General features: G+C 50.0%; 24 protein-coding genes and 1 tRNA gene. 9 read left to right on the forward strand and 16 right to left on the reverse strand.

Annotated features, from left to right (window positions below; genetic code table 11):
• Positions 1-183 precede the first annotated feature (183 nt).
• Together QOS46_RS08175 and QOS46_RS08180 are read right to left on the reverse strand one after the other, a co-directional pair.
• Positions 184-1,992, reverse strand: a complete 1,809-nt coding sequence (locus tag QOS46_RS08175) for an MORN repeat-containing protein (RefSeq protein WP_283608799.1) — start codon at positions 1,990-1,992, stop codon at positions 184-186.
• 260 nt (positions 1,993-2,252) lie between these two features.
• Positions 2,253-2,477, reverse strand: coding sequence for a hypothetical protein (locus QOS46_RS08180; RefSeq protein WP_283608800.1), 225 nt, complete (start codon positions 2,475-2,477; stop codon positions 2,253-2,255).
• A 178-nt stretch (positions 2,478-2,655) separates the two neighbouring features.
• On the opposite strand from QOS46_RS08180, the gene trmL reads away from it, so the two are divergent.
• From trmL to gpmI, 4 genes are all read left to right on the forward strand, one after another.
• Positions 2,656-3,150 (forward strand): tRNA (uridine(34)/cytosine(34)/5-carboxymethylaminomethyluridine(34)-2'-O)-methyltransferase TrmL, encoded by a 495-nt coding sequence (gene trmL / locus QOS46_RS08185; RefSeq protein ID WP_283608801.1) that lies wholly within the window; start codon positions 2,656-2,658, stop codon positions 3,148-3,150.
• A 253-nt stretch (positions 3,151-3,403) separates the two neighbouring features.
• The gene (locus QOS46_RS08190) at positions 3,404-4,600 is read left to right on the forward strand and encodes a phosphoglycerate kinase (protein WP_283608802.1); all 1,197 of its coding nucleotides are present in this window, start codon (positions 3,404-3,406) and stop codon (positions 4,598-4,600) included.
• A 106-nt stretch (positions 4,601-4,706) separates the two neighbouring features.
• Entirely contained in the window at positions 4,707-5,477 is a 771-nt protein-coding gene (tpiA, locus tag QOS46_RS08195) for a triose-phosphate isomerase (RefSeq protein WP_283608803.1), read from the forward strand.
• Positions 5,478-5,507: 30 nt separating this feature from the next.
• Positions 5,508-7,022: a 2,3-bisphosphoglycerate-independent phosphoglycerate mutase gene (gene gpmI, locus QOS46_RS08200; protein ID WP_283608804.1), complete on the forward strand. Its 1,515-nt coding sequence runs from the start codon at positions 5,508-5,510 to the stop codon at positions 7,020-7,022.
• Between the two features lie 87 nt (positions 7,023-7,109).
• On the opposite strand, the gene QOS46_RS08205 is transcribed toward gpmI, so the two are convergent.
• The 8 genes from QOS46_RS08205 to QOS46_RS08240 form a co-directional block, all read right to left on the reverse strand.
• Positions 7,110-7,532 carry a hypothetical protein gene (locus QOS46_RS08205; protein WP_283608805.1) on the reverse strand — a complete coding sequence of 141 codons (423 nt, stop codon included), beginning with the start codon at positions 7,530-7,532 and terminating at the stop codon, positions 7,110-7,112.
• A gap of 143 nt (positions 7,533-7,675) precedes the next feature.
• Complete coding sequence (locus QOS46_RS08210; protein WP_283608806.1) at positions 7,676-8,290, reverse strand: hypothetical protein; 615 nt, start codon at positions 8,288-8,290, stop codon at positions 7,676-7,678.
• Between the two features lie 350 nt (positions 8,291-8,640).
• Positions 8,641-9,744, reverse strand: coding sequence for a M56 family metallopeptidase (locus QOS46_RS08215; RefSeq protein WP_283608807.1), 1,104 nt, complete (start codon positions 9,742-9,744; stop codon positions 8,641-8,643).
• A 4-nt stretch (positions 9,745-9,748) separates the two neighbouring features.
• Entirely contained in the window at positions 9,749-10,129 is a 381-nt protein-coding gene (locus tag QOS46_RS08220) for a BlaI/MecI/CopY family transcriptional regulator (RefSeq protein ID WP_283608808.1), read from the reverse strand.
• A 180-nt stretch (positions 10,130-10,309) separates the two neighbouring features.
• Positions 10,310-12,127 (reverse strand): serine hydrolase domain-containing protein, encoded by a 1,818-nt coding sequence (locus QOS46_RS08225; protein ID WP_283608809.1) that lies wholly within the window; start codon positions 12,125-12,127, stop codon positions 10,310-10,312.
• Positions 12,124-13,368, reverse strand: coding sequence for a competence/damage-inducible protein A (locus tag QOS46_RS08230; protein ID WP_283608810.1), 1,245 nt, complete (start codon positions 13,366-13,368; stop codon positions 12,124-12,126). Before QOS46_RS08230 ends, QOS46_RS08225 begins: the two co-directional genes overlap by 4 nt.
• Before the next feature lie 15 nt (positions 13,369-13,383).
• Positions 13,384-14,568 (reverse strand): tRNA uracil 4-sulfurtransferase ThiI, encoded by a 1,185-nt coding sequence (gene thiI / locus QOS46_RS08235; protein ID WP_283608811.1) that lies wholly within the window; start codon positions 14,566-14,568, stop codon positions 13,384-13,386.
• 9 nt (positions 14,569-14,577) lie between these two features.
• The gene (locus QOS46_RS08240) at positions 14,578-15,714 is read right to left on the reverse strand and encodes a cysteine desulfurase family protein (protein WP_283608812.1); all 1,137 of its coding nucleotides are present in this window, start codon (positions 15,712-15,714) and stop codon (positions 14,578-14,580) included.
• A gap of 254 nt (positions 15,715-15,968) precedes the next feature.
• On the opposite strand from QOS46_RS08240, the gene QOS46_RS08245 reads away from it, so the two are divergent.
• Positions 15,969-16,400: a Fur family transcriptional regulator gene (locus QOS46_RS08245; RefSeq protein WP_283608813.1), complete on the forward strand. Its 432-nt coding sequence runs from the start codon at positions 15,969-15,971 to the stop codon at positions 16,398-16,400.
• Between the two features lie 123 nt (positions 16,401-16,523).
• Here QOS46_RS08245 and QOS46_RS08250 read toward each other — a convergent pair whose 3' ends face one another.
• Together QOS46_RS08250 and lexA are read right to left on the reverse strand one after the other, a co-directional pair.
• Entirely contained in the window at positions 16,524-17,075 is a 552-nt protein-coding gene (locus tag QOS46_RS08250) for a hypothetical protein (RefSeq protein WP_283608814.1), read from the reverse strand.
• A 134-nt stretch (positions 17,076-17,209) separates the two neighbouring features.
• Positions 17,210-17,797: a transcriptional repressor LexA gene (gene lexA, locus QOS46_RS08255; RefSeq protein WP_283608815.1), complete on the reverse strand. Its 588-nt coding sequence runs from the start codon at positions 17,795-17,797 to the stop codon at positions 17,210-17,212.
• A 496-nt stretch (positions 17,798-18,293) separates the two neighbouring features.
• Between lexA and QOS46_RS08260 the strand changes: the two genes are divergently transcribed.
• The 3 genes from QOS46_RS08260 to spo0A all read left to right on the forward strand — a co-directional run bounded on the left by QOS46_RS08260 (position 18,294) and on the right by spo0A (position 21,455).
• The gene (locus tag QOS46_RS08260) at positions 18,294-19,055 is read left to right on the forward strand and encodes a M23 family metallopeptidase (protein ID WP_283608816.1); all 762 of its coding nucleotides are present in this window, start codon (positions 18,294-18,296) and stop codon (positions 19,053-19,055) included.
• Between the two features lie 243 nt (positions 19,056-19,298).
• Positions 19,299-20,546 (forward strand): SpoIVB peptidase, encoded by a 1,248-nt coding sequence (gene spoIVB / locus QOS46_RS08265; RefSeq protein ID WP_283608817.1) that lies wholly within the window; start codon positions 19,299-19,301, stop codon positions 20,544-20,546.
• Between the two features lie 129 nt (positions 20,547-20,675).
• Entirely contained in the window at positions 20,676-21,455 is a 780-nt protein-coding gene (gene spo0A / locus QOS46_RS08270; RefSeq protein ID WP_283608818.1) for a sporulation transcription factor Spo0A, read from the forward strand.
• Positions 21,456-21,540: 85 nt separating this feature from the next.
• Here the strand turns inward: spo0A and QOS46_RS08275 are convergent, their stop codons facing one another.
• Positions 21,541-22,491 (reverse strand): phosphodiester glycosidase family protein, encoded by a 951-nt coding sequence (locus QOS46_RS08275; RefSeq protein WP_283608819.1) that lies wholly within the window; start codon positions 22,489-22,491, stop codon positions 21,541-21,543.
• A 96-nt stretch (positions 22,492-22,587) separates the two neighbouring features.
• Complete coding sequence (locus QOS46_RS08280) at positions 22,588-23,316, reverse strand: NAD-dependent protein deacylase (protein ID WP_283608820.1); 729 nt, start codon at positions 23,314-23,316, stop codon at positions 22,588-22,590.
• A 176-nt stretch (positions 23,317-23,492) separates the two neighbouring features.
• On the opposite strand from QOS46_RS08280, the gene QOS46_RS08285 reads away from it, so the two are divergent.
• Positions 23,493-23,568: transfer RNA gene (locus QOS46_RS08285), tRNA-Pro, on the forward strand.
• 127 nt (positions 23,569-23,695) lie between these two features.
• Here the strand turns inward: QOS46_RS08285 and QOS46_RS08290 are convergent.
• Positions 23,696-24,073 carry a tyrosine-type recombinase/integrase gene (locus QOS46_RS08290; protein WP_326521343.1) on the reverse strand — a complete coding sequence of 126 codons (378 nt, stop codon included), beginning with the start codon at positions 24,071-24,073 and terminating at the stop codon, positions 23,696-23,698.
• Positions 24,048-24,740, reverse strand: a complete 693-nt coding sequence (locus QOS46_RS08295; RefSeq protein ID WP_283608821.1) for a hypothetical protein — start codon at positions 24,738-24,740, stop codon at positions 24,048-24,050. The genes QOS46_RS08290 and QOS46_RS08295 overlap by 26 nt, the downstream gene beginning before the upstream one ends.
• Positions 24,741-24,742 lie beyond the last annotated feature (2 nt).

Consider the following 24,742-nt stretch of genomic DNA (forward strand, 5'->3'; position numbering starts at 1 on the left):
CACCCCGCTTATATGTTTAGTTGAATTATAAGGGATGGCGGACAGAATGTCAAGGGCAATTTTGCCTTTTTTTCAAATTTTAACAGCCCGCGAAGCCTTGGTACGCCTGGATTTCTCAGGATTTTCCATGGCAAAATCAGTTATGTCTAATTCATAGACGATATGTTAACAATTTATGAATTATTACATTTTTCTGTCTTTTTTCTTTCCACCGATTTCTTTGGATATTTCTGGTGCAAGCACACGCACAGCCAGGCCGTCTTCATAATAAACACCCGAAACCGGTTCATCGTTTTGCCACCTGCCGGTAAAAACAATTTGCCCGTTCGAAGAATAAGCGGTGCCGATTCCGTGGCGCACGCCGTTCTGCCACTGGCCGGTATAGCAGATTCGTCCCTCGGCGCTGAACAGAGTGACCTCTCCGCACAGAGTGCCGTTCTTCCACCGGGCAACCAACAAGGTGCCGTCTTTGGTGCGGAAGCTGGCGCCCATTCCGTGGCGCTGGCCGTTTTCGAGTGCGCCCGCGTAGCAGACGGAGCCGTCCGGGCCGATTACTGCGCCGCAGCCGCCGGGGCGGTCGTTTTTCCATGTGCCCGCGTAAAGCCCGCTTGCGTCGGGACGAAAGCCGACTCCTACGCCCTCGCGGCGGTCTTTTTTCCAGGTACCCGCATAGCACAGGCGGCCTGTTCTATAGTAGTAGGCGCCAAAGCCGTCGCGCCTGCCGCGGGAATAGGTGCCCTCATACGCGGTTTTTCCATCCGGCATCTCCGTGCGGCCCCGGCCGTGGCGCTGGTCATCCAACACCTCGCCGTAATAGTGGTAGCGCTCCGTCTGGCTGATTATGATGGTCTTGACCGCGCGGGGGATTTCCTCGGCGGCCTCCGGCGGCACAGGATGGGCATCCGCACAGGCACAAAGCCCCGGCGCGCGGATGGCGCCGTCTGCTCCGCACTTTGCTACCGCATAGCGAACGGCAGAACTTTTATTTTTATGGACTTCCTCATGAAACAGCTGGCCGTTCATCGCATTACATAGCGTTTTGGGAACATCCGGCTGGGTGGATTCTTTTTTTGGAAAATCCTGCATATTTTCAGGTTCGACGCATAGATCACTTCGGATTTCATCCAAATTTTCTTCCATTTTTTGAATTTGCTTCAATAAATCTGAAACCGCAATCTCCCCCGCCTTCGCCGGGTTCGGCGGAAGTGATTCCTCCCCGGCACTGTTTTCCTCCCGCAAAATCGCCGTTCCCGGCCAAGGCTCGTCCTGCTGCGGCGCATACAACTCCTCCTGCGAAACAGAGGACGGCTCATCCGAGAGAGAATGCTCCGCGCTCTTTTCGTCCTGTTGCGGAACAAACACGGGAACGGATGAGACCACACCACTGCGCAGCCGCTCCTGCAGCTCTGCGCGCCTGCGATATTCCTGTTCGGTGCAGTAGCAAAAGTCGCCGTCCAGCCGCGCCGCGATGATCTGCGGTTCACCCACCTCGGAATCGATCATCGTCTGCTCCACCGTGCCCATGCAAATCGGGCAGGCGCGCAGAATGGTTTGGGATTGCTCCCCGTTTTCCTGCCAGTGCGTCCGCATCAGCTCCTCCGGGCGCTCCGGCAAAACAGAAAGCGACTCCTGCACCGCGCCGCCGGGCGCGTAATACTCCGCCTTTTGCAGGTGATGTTCCTTATTGTATTCCGTGCGGCTGCGCACGGCTCCATTTTCATCTAATATGGATAGGGCATAGCCGCCCGGGATCGAGCGAACCTGCTCTGTCAGGCGGCGGTCACACGAGCGCTCCCAGACAAAGCCGCCTGGGGAAAGTGCATAGCGCACCTGCACCTGCATTCCATCCTCCCGGCCTGAAATACGCCCCTTCCCTTTCTTCCCGCTCCCCAAAAAATCACGGCGCGCCTCAAACAGCGTCCCGTGCAGCGAGGCCAGAGCGCTGTATCCTTTATAATAAATCGTTAATATTTCCTGCTCCGAAACCCGCATGGCCCAAAGCCCTCCCAATGCCTGATCTCTCTGTATGAGAGCCAATAAAATCAGCCTCGTGCCGCCGAAAAATCGTTTCTTCCCCGCCTGCGGCAGGGGAACAAAGCATTCGTGGTACGGTATGTATCAGTGTATCTGATTCGAAAGTCTTTGGCAAGGGAATCATGCCGGATTTTTGCGGATTTTCCTCAAAATGAAAGCTGCCGTAAAACAATGCGGAAATCCGCAACCGTTTTACGGCAGCCGTGCCTGGGCCGTGTTTATTTGAACATATACTCCATGTTGTCCAGCACACCGTTTACCTTACGCATCGCCTTGCCGGCGGTACGCTTCAACTGACGGTTGCTTTTCATGGCCTTGCTGCTAACACCGGCTACCGCCAGGCCAGCCACCAGCCCCGCACTCATGCCTTTTACAAAACCCTTTGTTTCATTATACATATCGATTACCCTCCATATGGTGTAGATCATTTTCAGACCCGACATTATTTATTCCCTCCAGATTCCATAGATAATCAGAAAGATTATGGCAAAACCAATTTTTACACTTATCTTTTCCGAAATATTTGCAATTTATTGATAGACTTTTTTTGCCGCTTGGATTATGATTGGTATGATAAACGGCAATCATTCCCAAACAAAAGCAGAAAGGAACACCCGAATCATGGCAACCCTAAATATTGTTATGGTAGAACCGGAAATTCCTCAGAACACAGGCAACGTGGCACGCACCTGCGCCGCAACCGGAGCTACCCTGCACTTGGTAGGGCCGATGGGCTTTACCATTGACGACAAAAAGCTCAAACGCGCCGGGCTGGATTACTGGCATTTGCTCGATATTCACTACTACGCTACTTTGTCCGATTTCTTCAAACAAAATACCGGGCATTTTTTTTATTTTTCAACGAAGGCGCCGCACACCCATACGCAGGTTTCTTACCCAGACAACAGCTACCTGGTGTTCGGCAAAGAGACCGCCGGCCTGCCCGAGGAGCTGCTACAGAAGAATCCCGATTCTGTTGTGCGCATTCCCATGCTGGAGGAAGCGCGCAGCCTGAACCTTTCGAACGCGGTGGCAATCGGCGTTTACGAGGCGCTTCGCCAGTGGGATTACCCCCGCCTTACCCGCATTGGGCACCCGCGCAGCTTTGAGTGGTAATTTTTTTCGTAAATCGAATTTATCGACGTTCCCACACTTGAAAAAAAGGCAAAAATAGAATAAAATGGGATCAAATAATTATTAATTTAACAATATGTACCCATGCCATACAATCGAATTTGATCATATAGCCATTTGCCTGTAAAGGGGCTTGTTATGAAAACAGCATTTCTTTCCTCTCCACAGGCAGGGGAAGAAATCAACAGCCTGTTTAAAAAATAAAATTATGATATCAATTAAAGGAGTGCAGCTTATGAACTATCTGAACAAAAAGAGTGTGGAAGATATTGATGTTGCGGGCAAACGCGTTTTGGTCCGCTGTGACTTTAACGTTCCTTTTGATGGTGAAGGAAATATTTCGGACCCTAAGCGTATTGATGAAGCACTCAAGACCATTCGCTACCTGATCAGCCATCACGCAAAGGTGATCCTTTGCTCTCACCTGGGCCGCCCGAAGGGTGAATTCAACCCGCAATATTCCCTGGCCCCCGTAGCGGCCTACCTTTCAAAGGCGCTCGGCCAGCCCGTACAGATGGCGAAGGACGTGATTGGCGACAGCGCCAAGGCGATCTGCACTTCTTTAAAAGAGGGCGAGGTCGCTCTCCTCGAAAATGTGCGCTTCCATAAAGAAGAAGAAAAGAATGACCCGGAATTCTCGAAGGCTCTGGCCTCTCTGGCAGACATTTATGTGAATGACGCGTTTGGCACCGCGCACCGCGCGCATGCTTCTACCGCCGGCGTAGCTGCTTACCTGCCCGCCGTATGCGGCTATTTGATTCAGAAAGAAATCACCGTCATGGGGAATGCTTTGGCAAACCCGAAGCGCCCCTTTGTCGCAATTTTGGGCGGCGCAAAGGTTTCGGATAAAATCGGCGTCATCAGCAACCTGCTGGACAAGGTAGACACGCTGATCATCGGCGGCGGCATGGCCTACACCTTCATGAAGGCGCTGGGCTATTCCATCGGCACCTCGATCTGCGAGGACAACAAGCTGGATCTGGCACAGGAAATGATGGCAAAAGCGAAAGAGAAAAACGTGAAGTTCCTGATTCCCTTGGATAACGTGGTCGCCGACAAATACGACGAGAACGCCAACCACCAGATTTCCGATTCCGACCAGATTCCGGACGGCTGGATGGGCCTTGACATCGGGCCGAAAACACAGGAGCTGTTTACCTCTGCTCTGAAGGGCGCGGGAACGGTTGTATGGAACGGGCCGATGGGCGTCAGCGAATGGAAAAACTTTGCGGCCGGTACGGTGGCCGTAGCCAAGGCCGTTGCCGAAAGCGGCGCGGTTTCCATCATCGGCGGGGGCGATTCCGCAGCGGCTGTGGAACAGCTTGGCTTTGCGGATAAAATGACTCATATTTCCACCGGCGGCGGCGCGTCTCTGGAATTCCTGGAGGGCCTGGAGCTGCCCGGTATTGCCTGCCTGAACGATAAAAACTAAGCAAAGAAAAGGGCGGGCGAAAGTCTGCCCTTTTTTCAACCGGGGCCTCCTCCGTTTTCAAAACGTTCGGGCTGCCCCATACAGAGAAAGAGAGGAAGAGAATCCTATGAATAAAGAGCTGAGAAGAGCCGTGATTGCCGGCAACTGGAAAATGAACAAGAACCCTGAGGAAACCAAAGCGCTGCTTGCAGCGGTTGCCCCGCTGGTAAAGGGCGCAAAATGTGAAGTAGTTGCCTGCGTTCCGTTTATTGATCTTCCCGTGGCAATCGAGGCCGCGAAGGGCACGGATATTCAAATTGGCGCGCAGAACTGCCACTGGGAGGAAAGCGGCGCCTTCACCGGAGAAATTGCCGCCAACATGCTCACCTCAATCGGCGTTTCTTATGTCATCATCGGGCACAGTGAGCGCCGCACTTATTTTGGCGAGACCGATCAGACCGTAAACAAGAGAATGCGCGCCGCGCTCAACGCCGGGCTTTCCGTCATTCTGTGCGTTGGCGAAACGCTCGAGCAGCGCGAGCAGGGCATTACGGAAGAGCTAGTTGCCCTTCAAACAAAAATTGCTCTGCTTGGTGTGACCAAAGAAGAGCTTTCCCGTGTCATCATCGCCTACGAGCCCATCTGGGCCATCGGCACGGGCCGTACTGCCACTTCCGCGCAAGCGGGCGAGGTCTGCGGGGCCATCCGCAATGTGATCGCTGCGTTATACGATGAAAAAACAGCCAACGCCTTCACCGTTCAGTACGGCGGTTCCATGAATGCCAAAAACGCCGCAGAGCTGCTGGCACAGGACGATGTGGACGGCGGGCTGATCGGCGGCGCTTCGCTGAAAGCCGCAGATTTTGCGGAAATTGTCCGCGCGGCCTCTGAGGGTTAATCCTCAACTGTATCGCAAAGGAGAACTGTTATGAAAAAACCTTTGATTTTAATGATTCTCGACGGCTTTGGCATCGCCCCTGAATACGGCAACGCCATCATGGCCGCGAAAAAGCCGAATCTTGACCGTCTGTTCCGTGAAAACCCCCTTACCCAAATCGGTGCTTCCGGCCTGAATGTGGGCCTGCCAAACGGGCAGATGGGCAATTCTGAGGTTGGCCACACCAACATCGGCGCAGGCCGCATCGTGTATCAGGAATTGACGCGCATCACAAAAGAGATTGAAGACGGCGAGTTCTATCAAAACCCCGCTCTGATCAAGGCGGTTGCTGCCGCAAAAGCCAAAGGCACGGCGCTGCACCTGATCGGCCTGCTATCCGACGGCGGCGTTCACAGCCATAACGGCCATATGTATGCTCTGCTTGAGCTGGCCAAACGCCACGGCCTTTCCAAGGTGTACGTTCACGCGCTGCTCGACGGCCGCGATGTTCCCCCGTCCTCCGGCAAAGGCTTTGTAGAGGATTGCCTTGCAAAAATGCAGGAGATCGGCGTAGGCAAAATTGCAACGGTTGCCGGGCGCTACTACGCAATGGATCGCGATAACCGCTGGGAGCGCGTCTCAAAGGCATATAACGCAATGGTGCTTGGCGAGGGCGTTCAGAATCCCGACCCCATAGCGGCCGTGGCAAAATCATATGAAGACGGTGTGACCGATGAATTTGTCTTGCCGGTTGTCTGCGGGCCGGAGGGCCGGATTTCCGCTGATGATTCCGTCATTTTCTTTAACTTCCGCCCCGACCGCGCCAGAGAGCTGACCCGTGCGTTTGTTGACCCCGATTTTACCGGGTTTGAGCGCGCCAAGGGCTTCTTCCCGCTCACCTACGTCTGCATGACGCAGTATGACGCGACGATGCCGAACGTAGATGTCGCGTTCCACCCCCAGAGCCTGAAGAACACACTGGGAGAGTATCTTTCTGACCTCGGCATGACGCAGCTCCGTATTGCCGAAACGGAGAAATACGCGCACGTAACCTTCTTCTTTAACGGCGGCGTAGAGACGATATATCCCGGCGAGGACCGCGTGCTGATTAAATCTCCGGCGGTTGCCACGTATGACCTGCAGCCCGAAATGAGCGCATATGCCGTAACCGACGCACTGGTGGAGAAAATTGACAGCGGCTTGTACGATGTGATTATTCTGAACTTTGCCAACTGCGACATGGTAGGACATACCGGCGTATTTGATGCGGCCAAGGCCGCGGTAGAAGCCGTTGACACCTGCGTAGGCCGCGTGATCGACGCAATCGAGCGCATGCACGGCACCGCGATCATCACCGCGGACCACGGCAACGCTGAAAAGATGTACGAGGAGGATGGTTCTCCCTTTACCGCACATACCACAAACCCCGTTCCGCTGTGCGTTGTCGGTTACCCGTGCAAACTTCGTGCAGACGGCAAGCTGGCGGATATAGCACCTACGATGCTCAAGATTCTCGGCCTGCCGCAGCCGGCTGAAATGACGGGTGAAAGCATGATTGTAGATTAGCTAATCTAATCAAATGATACGAAACAAAGAAACAGCAGAGGCTTTCCGATTTCGGAAAGCCTCTGCTGTTTCTTGTAAGTTAACGCTTTAATGCCGAAAGAAGCGGACTGTTGTATCAGTTTCCTCGTCATAAAAGTAAAAGGAGTTTTTCCCCAAAACGACAATTGTGTTTTGGGCGGGATCATCCGCCTTGAGCAGATATAGATTTTCTTCCACATGCTCATAGGTTCCTTTCAATAAAACCTTCTCTTTATTACCACTTTTTTCTTCTCGTTCCAACCTTTCGATTTGAAATTCATCGTGAAAAAATCGAGCATTATAATAGGTAGAGGAAAAGAACCTTGACTGATATAAGCCTTCAATTGTACCGGAAGGAGCAATCTGCTCTATCTTGTTCATCATGCCCAACACTAAGCACAAGAACAAAATAACTGTCAGTAAAAAGATTGGGAAAGGGATAGTTTTATGATAAAACCGTAAAAAACGTTCTTTGAATGGAATTTTTCCCATCTAAAACTCCTCCTTGATAAAATCGAGGGAATTTAATTTTGTTTCGCCATACTTAACTGGAACACATCAAACAGTCCATATAGATTTAAAGCAATTTAAGTAAATAGACATTCCTATTGCCTTAAAAAATCAAGTATAAATTATCATACTTTTTTTGCCCAATACTCATTACTATACTCAGTGGACGGATACATTGTCATATATAACGTAGTCTTGCCGGTCTTAATATTGGTTCGGTAAATTTCTGCCTGTCGAACCTCCATCTTTTTGCTCACATATAGCTTAAAATAATCTGTTTTATTATCTGCTGTCGCAAAACAACCTGTTCTTCCGGAACTACTAACAACACCTAATTCAATATTAATATTTATAAGTTTATAAGGCTTTGAGAAACTAACTGAAGCGCCAATTGACGGCCCCCCTTCATTAAGCCAATAAAATCCTCCACCTGAAGGAAATCGTGTACCACCTTTCGGCTGACCACCTGCATACCCGCCCTTAGTAACATATTTCGTTTGAACATACTTTGTGTCATAGGTATAATCTCGATCACCTGAAGCCAACTGATACTGCCCCTGCAAAGAAGCAATTTTGGCATCCACTTGACGTTGTATGTCTGCATCACGCTCTTCTTGAGAGGTCACGACCTTATTTACAAGTGGCTTTTCTGTTTGTGCAGCATAGGATGAAAAAGATATTGAACTAAACGCGACCGCCAGAGTGAGAACTAACGCTGAAAATCTTCGCATCTTATCCATGATTGAGTTCTTATTTTATTGTTTGAAAAGCAGCTTTTCTAAATAAAATAATATCAGTATTATTAAATAATGTCAATATCATCATATAAATTATATACAAATCAATAAATCATATTTTTATTTCACTGGAATCCAATCCGTCAACCAATCTGTATACGTAACAGACCACAAGCGTTTTTGCTTAATGCCATTATGCTGTCTATATACCCATCTCTTTTGTTCAGAAAACAATGTGATATTCGAACTATTTTTTACATTTTATGTCAGACGTAGCATAAGCCGGAAAGACCAAAGACATCAATGCTATTAGTACAGCAAAGATCGATACTGCTCTTTTCATTCGTATTCTCCTACTTCTGTATAATTTTTAAACTGGTATAAGGTTCATCTGTCAGATCCTCCTTAGAAATTGTACCGAAGGATTCACCATTAATATACAGTTCTAAGGTTCCGTTTTGGTTCCGCTGAATATAGGCGTTCTGAGCGGTGATTGTAATGGTTTCTCCGGTATTGCCAAAAGGCGGATCATACGCCGGCTGAAGTATCACAAGATAAGAAAGAAAAAAAAGGAGAATGGCAAAAATGTTGGAGAGGATTGTTTGTTTTCGCTTCTTACGAGTATCCATAGAAAGCACCAGATGAAATCTCTGCCCAATAAAGCCGCCCGCTTCCGGTTTCATAAGGGCGGCTGTGTTGATAGAAGCTCTTTGTTTTGTATTTTTCAGCTGCATTGCAGCATGCAGAATAGCCTCCAAATAACCGATTCGTTCCCGGGCATTCAAATTCTGCGAGATTGAGACATCACAGCGCAGCTCCAGCAAATTTTCAAGCTCGCGCTGAAAAATATATAGCACAGGATTCCACCAGAACACGGCGGTGAGAAGCAGATAGAAAATTTTAATGAATAAGTCGTGATTTTTAAAGTGCTGATATTCATGCCTTAGAATGAATTCCAATTCTTCATCGGTTGCGGTAAGCTGCGGCATATAAATATAGGCCTTGAAAAAGCCCGTAACTTTTGGGACATCCACTTCAGGGGAAACCATTATTTTTGCTTTATGGAGCCGAAGCCTGCGGGCGACACGTTCTACCTGTTCGTCCGATACACAGCGGTAGCTCATTAACTTTTTTCTTTCATCCCTATATACAATCAGGCTTTTGAAAAGGAAGAGGATACTCCCCGCCCCCCATACAACTCCCAGAAACACATTCATTTGAGTGGAAGAAAGCCAATCTAAGAGTGATGGCAGAATACGATATGAAACAATAACAAATGCAAACGTAAAATCCAACGGGAGAAACAGACGAACGATACTGAGCAAAGTCAGCAAAAGAAGAAGGGCAATGCCGTTGTTTTTTAAAAAACCGGTATTGCGGCGAAAAATTGCAATGATTACGATTGCAGCATTAAAAAACACCACTGCACTAATCAATGAATATACACTGATTCCCATCCCCTTACTTTAATTCCTCCTTTTTCTTTTCAATCATTCTTTCAAGCTCCAACAGAGTGTCCATTGTTATGCTCTCATCTCTAAAAAGCGCTGAGAAGAACGTAGTAGAATTGACTTTTCTTGCAGCATCAGACAAAAACTCCGCATAAAAATCTTCCTGTGAAATGCTCGGTTCAAAAGTGCGGCCAAATCCTTTTCCAGCGCGAATAAAACCGGCTTCACGGATTGCCTCTTTTCGTAATAAGCTATTTAGAAGAATATGAATTGAACTATCTTTCCAGGTTTTATCCGGTGGAGATAAGTCGACAATTTCTGTACGCGATAAAGGCCGCCCTTCTTTCCAGAGAACATCCATTATTTCTGTTTCGTTTTTAGTAAGTTCCATTGAATCACCCCTATTATTTTAAATAATATAATTATAATCTCATATAAGTCAACTATTTTCTATAATTTTTAAATCAATATTGCTCTTTTCATAAAATGCGGAACAAAGGAAGAGAACGAAAAGTACAGGTTAACCTATACTTTTCGTTCTCTCTTCGAATTACATAACCACGGCAAATTTTCACTCACTGGCCTCTAAATCCAGTTTACCGCTGGCCTTTGGAACGGCAATGCGGCGCAGGTAGCCGGGCACGCGCTCGCCGCCGAGGCGCTCTGAGAGGAGTTTTTCCATATTGCCGCCGGAATTCCCCAGTAAATCTGCAAGAAGCTTCGCAGCGTTGTCAACGGACGGAATCTCCTGAAAGCGAACCAGAATGCGTTCCCCGCTGAAAATAAATTTCATCACGCGGGTATTCGGCGTTTCAAGGAAAGAGAGGTACAGCTTTAAAACCGGCCGGCCATCCTCGTCGCGGGTCAGGCGCGCCATATTTCCAGTAACATAAAATTCTCCGTTGATGTTCAGCACGCTGCGTCGCGGCTCACCGTCCAGCCCGGCACGAATGGTCTGCCTTTCGGTTCCGTCTGAAAACTCGATCGTGCAAAAATCGGGTGCGAACGCGAACGATACCCGCTGAATCGCGGGAAGAAAACTGTCCTTTTCCACAGAGAAGATAAACGGCAGAATCGTTCCATATGGGTTTTCCAGCATATAAGAACGGCCGTTGATCCATTTGGCGTCCGCACTGAGCTGCGGTACGGAACGCTGCGGAAACAGTGCATATTCCACCCGTTCCAACAGCGTGCGCCGCCTGCGCACCGGGATGGTATCTGGAAACAACGCAAGCGAAGTCTCTGTCTTTTTCAGAGAGCGCGCAGCTCCTAAATTCTCCGGAAGCGGAAACGCGGAAAAGCCCTCACTACTTCCGAAATACTTCTGGATTACTTCGGCGCTTTTATCCACAAACAGGCCATGGCTGCCGCTTGTAATCGCAATCACCGCATCGATTTGCGGGATCACAACCACATACTGGCCGAACACACCGTTAAACTGGTAGGCCCCCGGAATGGGAAACTCCCACAGGTGGTAGCCGTAGGCTGTTTCATGCTCGCCCATCAGGGTACGCATTCCCATATCCGTCGATTCCGCAATCCACTGCTCCGAGAGCAGATGACGAGGCTCACCATCTACCGTCCACAGGCCTTTTTGCAGATACAGCTGGCCCAGCTTCGCCATATCCTCGGGCCGCAGGAACAAGCCCCAGCCGCCCTTTTCAACCCCCATAGGGCAGCGCTCCCACACCACATGGTCGATGCCGAGCGGCTCAAACAGGCGGGGCTGAAGATAATCCACCAGCCCCTGCCCTGTTTTTCGCTGAATCAGCGCGCTGAGAAGGTAGGAATTCATGCTGTTGTACGTGAATTTTTCACCGGGCTCATACGCGCAGTCCGACGCAAGGTAGGACCTGAGCCAATCGCGTTCAAACACGCTGTTCGCCTCGTTAAATCGAATGCCGGACGTCATGTTCAGCAGGTGGCGCACAGTAATCTGCTCCACCCTGCGTTTCCGAAAGGGCACAGGCGGCATTTTATCTGAAAATAGCTCGGCAATCCGGTCATCCAGCGTAAACAGGCCTTCTTCGACCGCCATGCCTACCGCCATCGCAGTGACGGATTTCGAGAGCGAATACACCATCTGCGCATAAATGCCCGAATAGGGCCTCCAATGCGCCTGTGCGATCAGCTTGCCGTGGCGCAGGATCACAATGCTGTGCACCTTGATGTCCGGGCAAGCGTCCAGTTCACGAAGAAAACGCTCCAGATACGCCGAAGAAACCCCTTGGGTCTCCGGCGTAGAACGCGGCAAGGGCCGGCGGGAAAGCCCTGCGGGATACCGCGGCTTTTCCGGAACAAACGGACCCGGCGAAAGATGGCGCAGCTCGCCGCGCATCCCTTTTCGCACCGCATCCACGGCCTTAAACTGCGCTCTCAAATCAATCATAAGGGGAGCTCCTCCAGACGGCGGCGAACCATATCCAGCGCAAAGGAAGCCGCCGTGTATCTGTAATAGCCGCGGGGACGGCGATGACTGAATACCTTTACCTTGCGCACCACGGTACCGGCTTTGTCACAGAGCCCCACATAGATCAGCCCGACGGGCTTTTCTTCGGTGCCGCCGTCCGGCCCGGCGATGCCGGTAATGCCGATACCGATGTCGCTGCCAGCCTTTTTGCGCACACCCTCGGCCATGGCGGCCGCAACCTCTTCGCTCACCGCTCCATGGTGTTCGAGCAGTTCTTCCGGAACGTCGAGCAGCAGAGTTTTAATGCGGTTTGCATAGGTGACCGCGCCCATTTCAAACACCTGGGAAGAACCGGGAATATCCGTAATCCGCTTGGCAAGGAGCCCGCCGGAGCAAGATTCCGCCGTCGCAATTGTCATTTTTCTTTCACTCAGAAGATTCACCGCTAACTGTTCGAGGCTGTCTACATTAATGCCGTACACGCAGTCGCCAATCCGCTCGCGAATGCGCTCCGCAACGGGGCGGCACATCTCCTCCGCCTTCTCCGCACTCTCCGCCTTTGCGGTGACGCGAACATACATTTCGCCTTCCTTCGCATACGTTGCCACCGTGGGGTTCGCGGCATCCGTCATGTCGGAGAGCATCTCCGCCACGGCGCCCTCGCCCTGACCGAACACATGCACATTCATTGAAAAAATACTTGCATTTTCCCGCTTCATTAAAAACGGAATTCCGTAATTTTGCAGCATGGGAACCAGCTCTGAGGGGGGCCCGGGGAACATCATAATGATTTTCCCCTCTTTGGTTTCCACCGCGCAGCCCGGCGCGGTGCCACGGTCGTTCAGCAGAACGGTAGAGCCCTCCGGCAGCATCGCCTGCTTCATTTGATTCTGGCCCATATATCTGCCGTTAAAATGCTCCTTCAGGCGCTGCAGACTCTCTTCGTGCAGTACCAAACGCGCACCGGCACATTCAGCGATGGCCTCTTTCGTCAGGTCGTCCTCCGTCGGGCCAAGGCCCCCTGTGGTGATGACCAGATCACTGCGTTCGAGCGCGCAGGTGAGCGCATCCTTCAGGCGGCCGTTGTTATCTCCCACCGTACAGGAAAACATCATATCGATTCCCAGCTCGGACAAAGCCCGCGCCACATAGGAAGCATCGGTATTAATGACCTGACCGAGCAGAAGCTCGGTTCCTACTGATATGATTTCCGCTTTCATACTATTGGCATCTCCTTATTCTCCTGAATGAAAAAATCCGATTTTAGTCAATTTGATTTGCGAAATACATTCGTCGATCAGCGCGTCGGCATCAAGCTGCTGCTCTGCCTGCTCTACAAAATAGAGGTTTGGCTTCGTACGGGGGTGCTTTGGCGTAAACACCGTGCAGCAATCCTCGAACGGCTGAATCGAAATTTCAAAGGTATCAATTTTGCGGGAAATCGCGATGATCTCCGTTTTATCCATACCGATCAGCGGACGAAACACCGGCATATTCACGGCCGCTTCGGTACAGGCGATGGCCCGCATTGTCTGGCTGGCCACCTGCCCCAGGCTCTCGCCGGTAATCAGCGCCTCGCTGCCCGAATCTAACGCAATCCGCTCTGCGATACGCATCATGAACCGGCGCATGATAATTGTAAAAAGCTCCTCGGGGCATTTCGCCATGATTTCTTCCTGAATATGCGCGAAGGGAACCACGCGAAGAATCATGCGGCCCGAATAGTCGCTGACCTTCGTCAGCAGGTCGACCACCTTCTGCTCCGCGCGCTCGCTCGTATAGGGAGGGCTGGCAAAATGAACGGGAACCAGCTCCACGCCGCGTTTTGCCATGCACCACGCCGCAACGGGGCTGTCGATTCCGCCGGAAATCAGCAGTGCCGCTCTTCCGCCCGTGCCGACGGGGATTCCGCCCGCGCCGGGAATGGAGCTGCCGTGGATATATGCGCCAAAATCCCGCACTTCTACCATCACCACTAGATCGGGATGATGAACATCAACCGTCAGGTGGGAAAAGTTCTCCATTATATATGCCCCGACTTCGGCAGAAATTTCAGGGGATTTGAGAGGAAAGCTTTTGTCGGAGCGTTTGCTTTCCACCTTAAAGGTTTTCGCCCGGTTCAATTCATCACTGAGGTACTCTCCGCACGCGGCGAAAATGGAATCCATTTTCTTTTCGGCCACACATGCGCGTGAAAATGCCGCAATGCCAAATATTTTGCCCACCTTCTGGGCGACCTCATCCAGATCCTCTTCCCCTTTGGGAGAAATGGTGATGGTAGACTGCGCCACCCGGATGTCGAAATTGCCGAACCGACCGATGCGGTGGCGAATATTCCGAACGAGCGATGCCTCAAAATTCTTTCGGTTCAGGCCTTTGAGCACCAGCTCGCCCAGCTTGATTAAAATGATCTCTCTCATATAAACTCCTTATAATTTTTTCGCGAGCTGCTCCAGGCCCTGCTGCAGCGCGGCCGTGAGAGCGTCGATTTCTGCCTGTGTGGTAAAGCGGGAAAAGCTGACCCGCAAAGAGGACTCCACCAGTTCGGGCGCAAGGCCCATGGCGGTGAGTACATGGCTTGGCTTCGCTTTCGAGCAGGCCGAGCCGCTCGAGACGAATATATTGTTTGAAGCCAGAAAATGAAGCATTGTTTCCGCGCGGACACCCGGCACTGAAAAGCTGAACACATAGGGTATCGCGTCCTCGGGGGAATGAATCACAACACCCGGAAGCCCGGAAAGCTGCTCTCGCAGACAGGCGCCGAGCGATTCAAAGTGCGCTTTCAGCTCCTGCGGCTGCGGCATGGCGCGCACCGCCGCGCCAAACCCCGCGATGGCCGGCAGCGGCTCGGTGCCGGGGCGCACGTTCTTTTCCTGCCCGCCGCCGAACGTTCTGGCCGGGAACCCCTTCTGACCCGCTACATACAGCGCACCGGCACCCTTCGGTCCGTGAACTTTGTGCGAGGAAACGCTCATCAGGTCAATCCCCACGCGCGCGGGCTTGATGGGCAGCTTACAGAACGCCTGCACCGCGTCTACATGCAAAAGAGCCGGGGAATTCGTTCGTCGAATCGCATTCGCGGCGGCTTCAACCGGCATGCGCACGCCGGTTTCGTTGTTGACCAGCATCATGCTCACCAGAATCGTGTCCGCGGTAATGCTCTGCTCCACCTGCTCCGGCGAGATACGTCCTTCGCCGTCCGGCATCAGGTATTCCACTGTAAAGCCGTCCTGCTCGAGCTGCTCCATGACGCGCAGCACAGAGGGATGCTCCACTGCTGTTGTAACAATCCGCTTGCCGCGTCTGCTGTTCTTTTTGGCGGCACCGAACAAAGCAATATTGTTTGCTTCCGTTCCCCCCGAGGTAAAATAAATCTCGGAGGCGTTCACCGAAAGCTTGTCCGCAACCGCCTCGCGGGCCGCGGTCATCTCGCGCTCCGCCTCAAAACCCATGGTGTGCAGCGACGATGGGTTGCCGTACGCCTCGGTCATCACATAAAGCACCTTTTCCGCCGCCTGCTCACACACGCGAGTGGTGGCTGCGTTATCTAAATATATTTTCTCCAAAGCTGAAAGCCTCCAACCAATCATAATTTCCCTTTCAAACAGGCTGTTGATTTCTTACCCAGGTGGAGGAAGAAATCGCTGTTTTCACAGAAAACCCCTTTGAAAGCGAATTGGTTATCAATCGTAATCAGCCCTATTATACACGAAAAGTTCTCAATAGTGAATACACGCCTGCTTGCATTTTTTGCAAATCCGCGCTATGATAAATCTATATAAGGGATGGATACCCTTTTGTTTTGCAAGGAGGAACCATAATGGCGGAACTGAAAAACACCAAGCAGCGCGGCGCGATTCTGCATTTTCTCGAAAGCAGCCCGGATCCCGTTTCGGCGGAGGATATTTTCGTTCTGCTCAAGCCCTCTTTCCCTCAGCTGGCTCTTTCCACCGTATACCGCAATCTGGAGCGTTTTACAGCAAGCGGGGTTTTGCAGAAAATCAATTTTGAAGACGGCGTAATCCGCTATGCACTGGCCAAGGGCCACGACCACTACTTAATCTGCACCGGATGCAGCAAAAAAATTAAGCTGGACGACTGTCCGCTTTCTCCGCTGGAAATGCAGCTTGCAAAAGCAACCGGCTTTGAGATTGAGCGCCACAGCCTGACGGTCTACGGAAAATGCCCCGACTGTCAAAAGAAAAAGGGTACCCGCGTCACTGTGAAGAAGGCTGACCATACCAAGCTATAAAGTGCTTCCCTCACGGATCGGAAGAATTCCATAAAAACTGGATAAAAAGCCGCAGAACATCATGTTCTGCGGCTTTTTTGCGCTGAGCCCATAGACTCACCAACAAATTGAAATTTGCCGTAATTACAATAAAGCAATTAAGTCTGATTTTTCATAACGATGATGACCTTGCAACCCTTTTTTGTATTTCCAGCATTGAATCGCTTCTTCCAATGATCTGCCTTCGTTGTCTACAAAAAAGTCTCGAATATAGGTATTGTATTCAAACTGCTTATCAATCGTTGTGTTACCTTTTTCCTTTTCTTCCAAAATCCGATCATAGGCTTCGAGTGCAGCTCCATAGGTTTTTCCAGTATTGCTTTTTAAGCACTTCTGAAAAGCAACATTAAAAGAAGACCGCTTACCAATCCCGATTTTCTCTGAGCAAACAAAATCCGGCTCTATTGGAGCATCCTCTGTAATTACACCAACGTCTGGTCTAACTTTGCTTTTTGTGAAAGTGGGCAATATATTACCTGTGCAAAGAAAATAGGCAATTCTGTCTGTAATCTCTATTTTACCACCCGAAGCAGGCAATCCGTTTGTCCTGCAAAAATCCACTAGCTCTTCTTTTAGGTAATAAAAACTACGAAATGTTTTCTCATTCAATTGTTTATCTAAAATTGGGCCTTTCACTCATTTGTATTCCCCTGTTCAATCTCCTGTTTCACCGCCTGAGGAGGTGATCCCCCCGTCAATCCGCATCTGTGGATATTCCGTATCACGAAATGACACGTACCGTAAACTTCTGCTCTTTAACAGATTTTTTATCAGTAATAGCGATAAACGGAAATCACGCGTCCCAGCACCAGGGCGCTTTGAGAGAAAATCGGAGAAAAGGCCGGGTTTTCCGGCTGTAGGCGAATGTACTCCTGCTCAAAGAAAATCCGCTTTACCGTTGCCTCGTCGTCAATCAGCGCGACCACGATCTGCCCATTTTCCGCCGTGTCCTGGCGGTGCGCAATAATATAATCTCCGTCAAGGATTCCGGCGTTTTTCATGCTTTCGCCCTGCACACGTAGCGCGAACAGCTCCTTTTCCGGGTAACGGTGACCCACCAGCGGCAGGTAGCCCTCAACCTCTTCCACAGCCAAAATCGGCACACCGGCAGTTACTCTGCCCAAAATAGGCACTCGGCTGACCTGCTCGGCCCCCTCAATATGAATGGCGCGATTCAGGCCGGCTTCACGCCGTATATATCCCAAGTCCTCCAGCGTTTTCAAATGCAGGTGAACGGTAGACGTGGATTTCAGGCCGGTCGCTTTGCAGATCTCCCGCACAGAGGGTGGCAGGCCATACTGCGCTCTATCTTTTAAATATTCATATATCTTTTTCTGGCTGCTGCTTAGTCCCTTCATCCCATTTCCTCCCAGGTATTCCAAGTCAACTTTATCATACCACAGGGGTTCCAAGATTGCAAACAAATGTTTGAGGTTTTTTCACAATTTCTTTGTTTTAGCGTCCTTTTTTATTTGATTTTAATGCAAAATTACATGACTCCAAAAGTTAAAAGAATATTCATAGCGTATTAACAACTGCCCCGCGAATTCAAATTATAATATGGTTGTATTCAAACGATGGAGCCGCACCATCAGAATACAAAGTTCTACCCTCCTCAATATACCCCTCAAGCTAACGAAAAAAGACCGAATCAATTGGATTCGGTCTTTTTTCTGCTTGCTTGCTTTTTTATTTTCTATTGAGCTTTCCTAAAAACCAAAAATTTTAATTGTGATCTCTTTCCGCCTTCGACGGAAAGAGATCATTCTTTTTTGATTTTTTCATTTCAGATTTATCTCAAACGGCATATTTGGTGTTTTTTCTGGTCACAATATCTGCGGAGGTGCTTTACAGATGAGCAGTCTGCATTTTAAATCAGAAAATCAATCCCCAAAGAAAAACAACAAGGGTTTTTATGTCGCGCTGGGCGTTTGCCTGGTTGCAGTTGGCGTTGCCGCCTGGACTACGTATGACAGTGTCGTGAAATATGCCAATCCGCAGGATACGTCCTCGTATTCCGCCTCACCGACCGGTCGCACACAGTCAGGTGTTTATGCCAGCAGCAAGCCAACGGAGGCTTCGTCTCAGCCACAGTCCAGTGAAGTGGAGTCCACCGCTCCGTCTTCTTCCAAACCGGCTGCTTCGTCTCAGGCACCGGACAAGGCCGCTTCGTCCAAAGCGGAACAGCCAGCCAAACAGACGGCAGCAAAGCCCGCTTCGTACGTTTACCCAGTTGGAGAAACCGTCACTAAAAATTACAGCGGAGATAATCCCATTTTTTCTGACACCATGCAGGATTGGCGTGTTCACTCCGGCACAGATTATGAGGCAAAAATCGGCGACCCGGTTAAAGCCATTGACAGCGGCAAGGTCACGGAACTGTACGCAAACGGCAATCTGGGCAATGTTGTAGTGATTGAACACAGTGACGGAATCACCGCGTACTACTGTGGCATGGGTGACACTTTCCTGGTGAAAAAGGGTGACACAGTCAACGCAGGGCAGAAAATCGGCTCGATTAATGTTGTGCCGATTGAATCGGTGGAAAAACCTCACCTGCATTTGGAAATCAAAAAATCCGGCAAGCTAATCGACCCGGCCACCCTGTTGAAGTAAGCCAAACCGTACAAAGAAAAGCATAAAAAAATTCGATAAAGACCCGCTGGCAATCGTCGGCGGGCCTTTTTACGGTTTTGTCTGGCTCGTCTAAATTTCAGCCAATTTTTAAAATTTCTGACATTCATCGCCGACCGTATGAAGCATTCGAAGCTTTATTCCACATTTCCCCAGAAAAAAGCGGATTTGACAACATAAATGCTTTCGGTTTGACAAAGATTAAGTTCGAAAGGAGGTGAATGTTTGAAAAAAGGAAAAAAAATTTTTCAACGATTGACCGGTTGGCTCACTGCACTTACTCTGCTTACAGGGTCGGCGGTGGGATATTACCACAACACCCTGCCTGACCAGTTCCGCGTGACGGCGGGAACCAAGCTGCGGCTGAACCAGACCGGTCTTAGCATTATCGACGCGGTAAACAAAAACGAAATTACCGCGTCTGCTCTGAAATCCGCAAACCAAAATTACCACGCTCAGCTGATGCTGTTTGACGTGATCCCCATCAAAACAGTCAGTGTAAAGGTAGTGGAAGAAAAGCTTTTGGTGCCCTGCGGTACTCCTTTCGGCATCAAAATGTTCACAAACGGCGTGATGGTGGTCGGCGTGGCCGACATTGAAAGCGCCGGCAAGATGGTGAACCCCGCCGCTGTGGCAGGTGTAAAAGTGGGCGACATCATTACCGCCATCAATGGAAAGGCCGTTACCCAAAACAGTCAGGTGGCAAAGCTGATTGAAAGCAGCGCCGGCAGCTCGGTAGAGCTTTCTGTTAAACGAGGGGAAGAAACTCTCACAGCAACTCTTACTCCTATTCTGTCCGATGTGGATGGAAGTTATAAGGGCGGTCTTTGGGTACGCGACAGCACCGCCGGAATCGGCACAGTAACCTTCTATGACCCGTCGAGCGGATCGTTCGGAGGCCTTGGCCATGGCATTTGCGATGTAGACACAAACGAGCTGATGCCGCTTCGCAGCGGCGATGTTGTTTCGGTAACCATCAGCGGAATTGTCAAGGGCCAGAAGGGCCGGGCAGGCGAGTTGCGCGGGTATTTTAACAACGATTTTCCTGTTGGCCAGCTACAGTCCAATTCTGAAGCCGGTGTGTACGGCACGCTAAATTCCTCTCCCGTTTCTACTGAGGCTATCCCCCTTGCGGTGAAGCAGGAAGTAAAAACAGGCGCTGCGCAGATTTACACCACCGTGGACGGAACTGTACCCAAGGCCTATGGTATTGAAATTGAATCTATTAACTATCAGGACGGAACCAAAACAAAAAATCTTGTTGTAAAAGTAACAGACCCGGAGCTTTTAAGCAAAACGGGAGGAATTGTGCAGGGCATGAGCGGCAGCCCGATTGTGCAGAATGGCAAATTAGTAGGAGCCGTAACTCACGTATTTGTCAATGATCCGACGCGCGGGTACGGAATTCTGGCAGAAAATATGTTGGAAATCTCTGAAAAAACGAGCCTTGAAAGCGCGCAAAAGGCATCATAACACGAAATATTTTTATATTTTGAAATATAATTACCAAATCCGCACAAAAAATATTGTGTAAGGTATTGCCATTAATGCCAATATATGGTATAATCAGCCTGTAAATTAAAAAAACAGGGGGATATGTTCATGGAAAAACATTTAAAACTGCTGATTTCTAATGACACTGACGAATTTGCTCGAAGCTATTCTCATGATTTTGAAGTTGCGGGTATTGATGTAGTCTATTCTCCGAAGGATGGACTGAGGGTTCTCGACCACATTGATCTGGAACAACCCGACGTTGTTCTTCTAGACCTGTTCATGCCCCGACTGGATGCGATCGGAGTCATTCATGGGATTCGAAAAAAGTACGCCTCTAAGGCGCCTTCCTTCATCGTCATGTCTACATTCAGCAGCCCCACGCTGGAGCGTGAGGTAATGCTTTCCGGAGCTGCATATTTTGTAATCGCACCATTTGATGCAAAAGAACTGGCACAAAGAATCTTAAAAATATGCGGCAGTGTCGCCCCCAAATCGGAACAGGCTTCGATACCGGTACAAAAAGGCAAACCTTCTCTGGAAATCCAAGTCACAGAAATCCTTCACCAGATCGGTGTTCCGGCTCATATAAAGGGATATCATTATCTGCGGGATTCTATTATCATGGCCGTGCAGACTCCCGACATCATCAACGCTGTGACAAAACAGCTGTATCCCAGTGTGGCCAAGCGGTACGAAACTACTCCTTCCCGTGTGGAGCGTGCCATCCGCCATGCCATTGAGGTAGCTTGGGACAGAGGCGACATCGACATCCTGAATTCCTATTTTGGGTACACGATTCACAACACCCGTGGAAAGCCAACAAACAGTGAGTTTATCGCAATGATCAGCGACAAGCTGCGGCTGGAAATGAAATCCGCCAGCTAAACAAAAGACTCCTTTCCCCAATCAGCCGGATGAAGATCCGCTTTTTAGGGAAAGGAGATTTTTTTGCAATTTTTTACAGATTAGATTACATTGAGGCACTCTTTGTTACAAACAGCAGAGAATTCGGTACCGAGCGCTCTTTGCCATCCGACGGCTTATTGCGCAGAATCAGCGTACTGCTCCCGGAATTACGGCTGAGCAGTGTAGCCGAACCACCCGCGTCCAGATTGCCGGCCTGTACCGCACCCATATCCTTCATAATCTGGGCAAGCTCCTTGAGCGTAGCTCCTGTGGAATACTGGGACTGTCGACCGTCGATCATCACGAAAAACACGGTTCCGTCGGCACGAATGCCTACCCCGAGACGAGGCGAAAAGGTTCTTTGGTCTTCGCTTTTCTGAGCGACAACATTCCCATCCTTCACAAGCAGCGTATCATACAGGCCAATCGCATTCTGCAGCTCGGATTTCATCTTCGGGTAATCGGCATTGGAGGCAATCACCGGTGTGCCGTCCTTCTTAATGCCGAAAAAGTTCCACCGGTAGGCACGCGAAGATACCGTTCCCTGGAGCTCGACGCCATCCTGAATCACGACGCCCCACGGTTGGTTAGTAGCCATATTATACATATCGCCGTTAATTGCCGCAACGACCGGCTTCCCGTGAGCCATGGCTGCAGCGGCCTGCGCACGCACCGTTGCGGCATGGTAACCACTTGCGTATGTAGTATTACCGGGTGTGCCGACTGTAATGCCAATCTGCCCTGCCGAGGGATCGTATTCCAGCATAAAACACTCATTAATTTTAGAATTTAAATTGGTAAAGGCGAATCTTGTTTCTACAAGACCAGGCGCTACGGTTCTACTGTAGTCACTCATCAGAGAGGTTGCCACCAGATTCGTCAGGCTAAGCTGGCCAAACACCGGCACTGCCGCTGAAGCTGTGGCGGACATCTGTACAGCAGCCAGCAGAACGGCCGCTGCGGATACAACCTTCCGTTTCATTGCTTTCGTTTTCGGGCTTTTTGATTGTTTCATGTTTGCTGAGGTCCCCTTCCTTGTGCTATCTCCATCTTAGACCATCAGGAAGATTATGTCAACCAAAAATCGCCATTTTTTGCGCCAAAACACCTGTTAAATTTTGTTAATTTTCACCTGACCGAACACCTCGCCAATTGGGTCATTGATCATCAGTGCCGCGTTTTGATCCGCGGGCGTTGAGGAGCGGTTGATCACAGCCAAACGGCTGCCGTCAAAATAATGGATCAGCCCGGCGGCCGGGTACACAGCCAGCGAGGTTCCGCCGATGATCAGCATATCTGCTTTACGAATCGCCCCGACCGCACCATTGATTACGTCCTGATTAAGGCCTTCCTCATACAGCACAACATCGGGCTTGATCGTGCCACCGCAGGTGCAGGTGGGAACGCCTTCACTGTGCAGCATGAATTCAGCATCGTACTCTTTCCGGCATTTCTGGCAATAGTTGCGGTGAACGGAGCCGTGCAGCTCGTACACCCGCTTGCTGCCCGCCTTCTGGTGCAGGCCGTCAATATTCTGGGTCACAACAGCCAAAAGCTTGCCCGCCTGCTCCAGCTCCGCCAGCTTACGGTGAGCCGCATTCGGCTTCGCATCCAAAAACAGCATCTTTTTTCGGTAGAAGTCAAAAAACTCCGCTGCGTGATGCACATAAAAGCTGTGGCTCAGCATTTCCTCCGGCGGATAGCGAAACGACTGGTGGTACAGGCCGTCTACGCTGCGAAAATCAGGAATCCCGCTTTCTGTGGATACACCCGCTCCGCCAAAAAACACGATCCTGCTGCTTTCGTCTATCATCTGCTGAAACTGCTCCATCTTTGTCATTCAGATTCCTCCCGTCATCCATTCACTTTTCTATATCCTTATCTTAGCCCGGAAGAAGCTGAAAATCAAGCATCTTCCCATTCGCACGAAACCGGAAGCTACAAAAAAATCGTAATTTCTCAAAAAAAGGATTGCGTTTTGCCTGTAAGTATGATAAAATAATCAACGTTGCAAATCCGGGTGTGGCGCAGTTGGTAGCGCGCTTGACTGGGGGTCAAGAGGCCGTGAGTTCAAGTCTCGCCACTCGGACCAGCTTTTATAAAGAAAGAACCGCATTAGACAGCCATTTACTGGCTATTTGATGCGGTTTTTCTTTTGCTTTAAAATTGGTGGGAATTGTCCTGAATTCGGGGGCGTTGCTACGGGGTTACTACGGATTTTAAGAGAGTTTTTCAATCGATTTTGAAAGTTTTTCAGCCGATTGGAGGATATAGCTTTCAATTTCCACACTAAAATCCGAGTGCCCCATCAAGGTAATGAAATCTTCTTCCTGTTCACCGGCGGCGCTCATTCGTGTAGCAAAGGTTCGTCTGGTTGCGTGCGGCGTCAGCTTTCGTACCCCGATTTCTTCCAACGCCGCATAGAAACATTTTTCACGAAAACTTTTTGCCGTATACGGCTTTCTGTCCGGTCGGCAGAAAATAGTATTTCCGTCTTTGCTCAACCACTCGTCCAAGATCGGCTTTACTTTATGATGCACTGACACAACCTTGTTTTTACAGGCATCGGTCTTAATGCCACCATACAGGGCGCACACGCCGTTCTTTTCGTGGACGCTCTTTATTGAGCATGAGAAACTCGGTGATTCGTAGACCGGTATAGCATATCAAATAGACGCAATCGGCAAACGGTATCTTCCCCACCGCATTTTCTATTTTTTTCAATTCCAGATCGGTGAAACAATCTTTGACCGATCCGCCCTTTTTCGGCAGCACCAGAAATTCTGCGTAATTCTTATTGATAATATCGTTTTGCATTGCGTATTTGTACAGAAGCCCCATCAAAACCTTAATGTCATGCAGAGCGGAATACGACATGGGCGGCAGCATCACCGGCTGACCGTCTTTTTCGATGGGCTCCCATTTTTTATTCAGCTTGGGGCGTTCGCTCTGTAAGGCGTCTATAATTTTTTGTATCTGCGCGGTACACAGCTCTCGAAATATTTCTTGATGCAGCGGAACCAGCTTGGCAAATGCCGCCCGATAGCTGTCCTCTAACTGCTTTGATTTATCTTTCAGGCCGATCGGCTGCCATTCGTCATAAAGCTGTTGCAAGGTTATATTGAGCTTTGTCGTCGGGTTGCGCCGGTAGTCCTCAAGCGCGTCTTTCGCCTCCTGCGCTGTGGCATAATGACCGGATGTGAGCGCAAAGCGAGTCGTTACCGGTATGCGAGATGTGGCCCACAGCGTTACTGTAAAAAACACGC

It is taken from the genome of Faecalispora anaeroviscerum, from assembly GCF_947568225.1.
GTDB lineage: Bacteria > Bacillota > Clostridia > Oscillospirales > Acutalibacteraceae > Faecalispora > Faecalispora anaeroviscerum.

Coding starts and splice junctions, on each gene's coding strand:
- QOS46_RS08275 (WP_283608819.1), bottom strand. CDS start 22,491: ATGAAACAATCAAAAAGCCCGAAAACGAAAGCAATGAAACGGAAGGTT.
- QOS46_RS08175 (WP_283608799.1), bottom strand. CDS start 1,992: ATGCGGGTTTCGGAGCAGGAAATATTAACGATTTATTATAAAGGATAC.
- thiI (WP_283608811.1), bottom strand. CDS start 14,568: ATGAGAGAGATCATTTTAATCAAGCTGGGCGAGCTGGTGCTCAAAGGC.
- lexA (WP_283608815.1), bottom strand. CDS start 17,797: ATGAAGGGACTAAGCAGCAGCCAGAAAAAGATATATGAATATTTAAAA.
- QOS46_RS08230 (WP_283608810.1), bottom strand. CDS start 13,368: ATGAAAGCGGAAATCATATCAGTAGGAACCGAGCTTCTGCTCGGTCAG.
- QOS46_RS08260 (WP_283608816.1), top strand. CDS start 18,294: ATGAGCAGTCTGCATTTTAAATCAGAAAATCAATCCCCAAAGAAAAAC.
- tpiA (WP_283608803.1), top strand. CDS start 4,707: ATGAATAAAGAGCTGAGAAGAGCCGTGATTGCCGGCAACTGGAAAATG.
- QOS46_RS08215 (WP_283608807.1), bottom strand. CDS start 9,744: ATGGGAATCAGTGTATATTCATTGATTAGTGCAGTGGTGTTTTTTAAT.
- gpmI (WP_283608804.1), top strand. CDS start 5,508: ATGAAAAAACCTTTGATTTTAATGATTCTCGACGGCTTTGGCATCGCC.
- QOS46_RS08190 (WP_283608802.1), top strand. CDS start 3,404: ATGAACTATCTGAACAAAAAGAGTGTGGAAGATATTGATGTTGCGGGC.
- trmL (WP_283608801.1), top strand. CDS start 2,656: ATGGCAACCCTAAATATTGTTATGGTAGAACCGGAAATTCCTCAGAAC.
- QOS46_RS08210 (WP_283608806.1), bottom strand. CDS start 8,290: ATGGATAAGATGCGAAGATTTTCAGCGTTAGTTCTCACTCTGGCGGTC.
- QOS46_RS08180 (WP_283608800.1), bottom strand. CDS start 2,477: ATGTCGGGTCTGAAAATGATCTACACCATATGGAGGGTAATCGATATG.
- QOS46_RS08280 (WP_283608820.1), bottom strand. CDS start 23,316: ATGACAAAGATGGAGCAGTTTCAGCAGATGATAGACGAAAGCAGCAGG.
- QOS46_RS08245 (WP_283608813.1), top strand. CDS start 15,969: ATGGCGGAACTGAAAAACACCAAGCAGCGCGGCGCGATTCTGCATTTT.
- QOS46_RS08205 (WP_283608805.1), bottom strand. CDS start 7,532: ATGGGAAAAATTCCATTCAAAGAACGTTTTTTACGGTTTTATCATAAA.
- QOS46_RS08225 (WP_283608809.1), bottom strand. CDS start 12,127: ATGATTGATTTGAGAGCGCAGTTTAAGGCCGTGGATGCGGTGCGAAAA.
- spo0A (WP_283608818.1), top strand. CDS start 20,676: ATGGAAAAACATTTAAAACTGCTGATTTCTAATGACACTGACGAATTT.
- QOS46_RS08220 (WP_283608808.1), bottom strand. CDS start 10,129: ATGGAACTTACTAAAAACGAAACAGAAATAATGGATGTTCTCTGGAAA.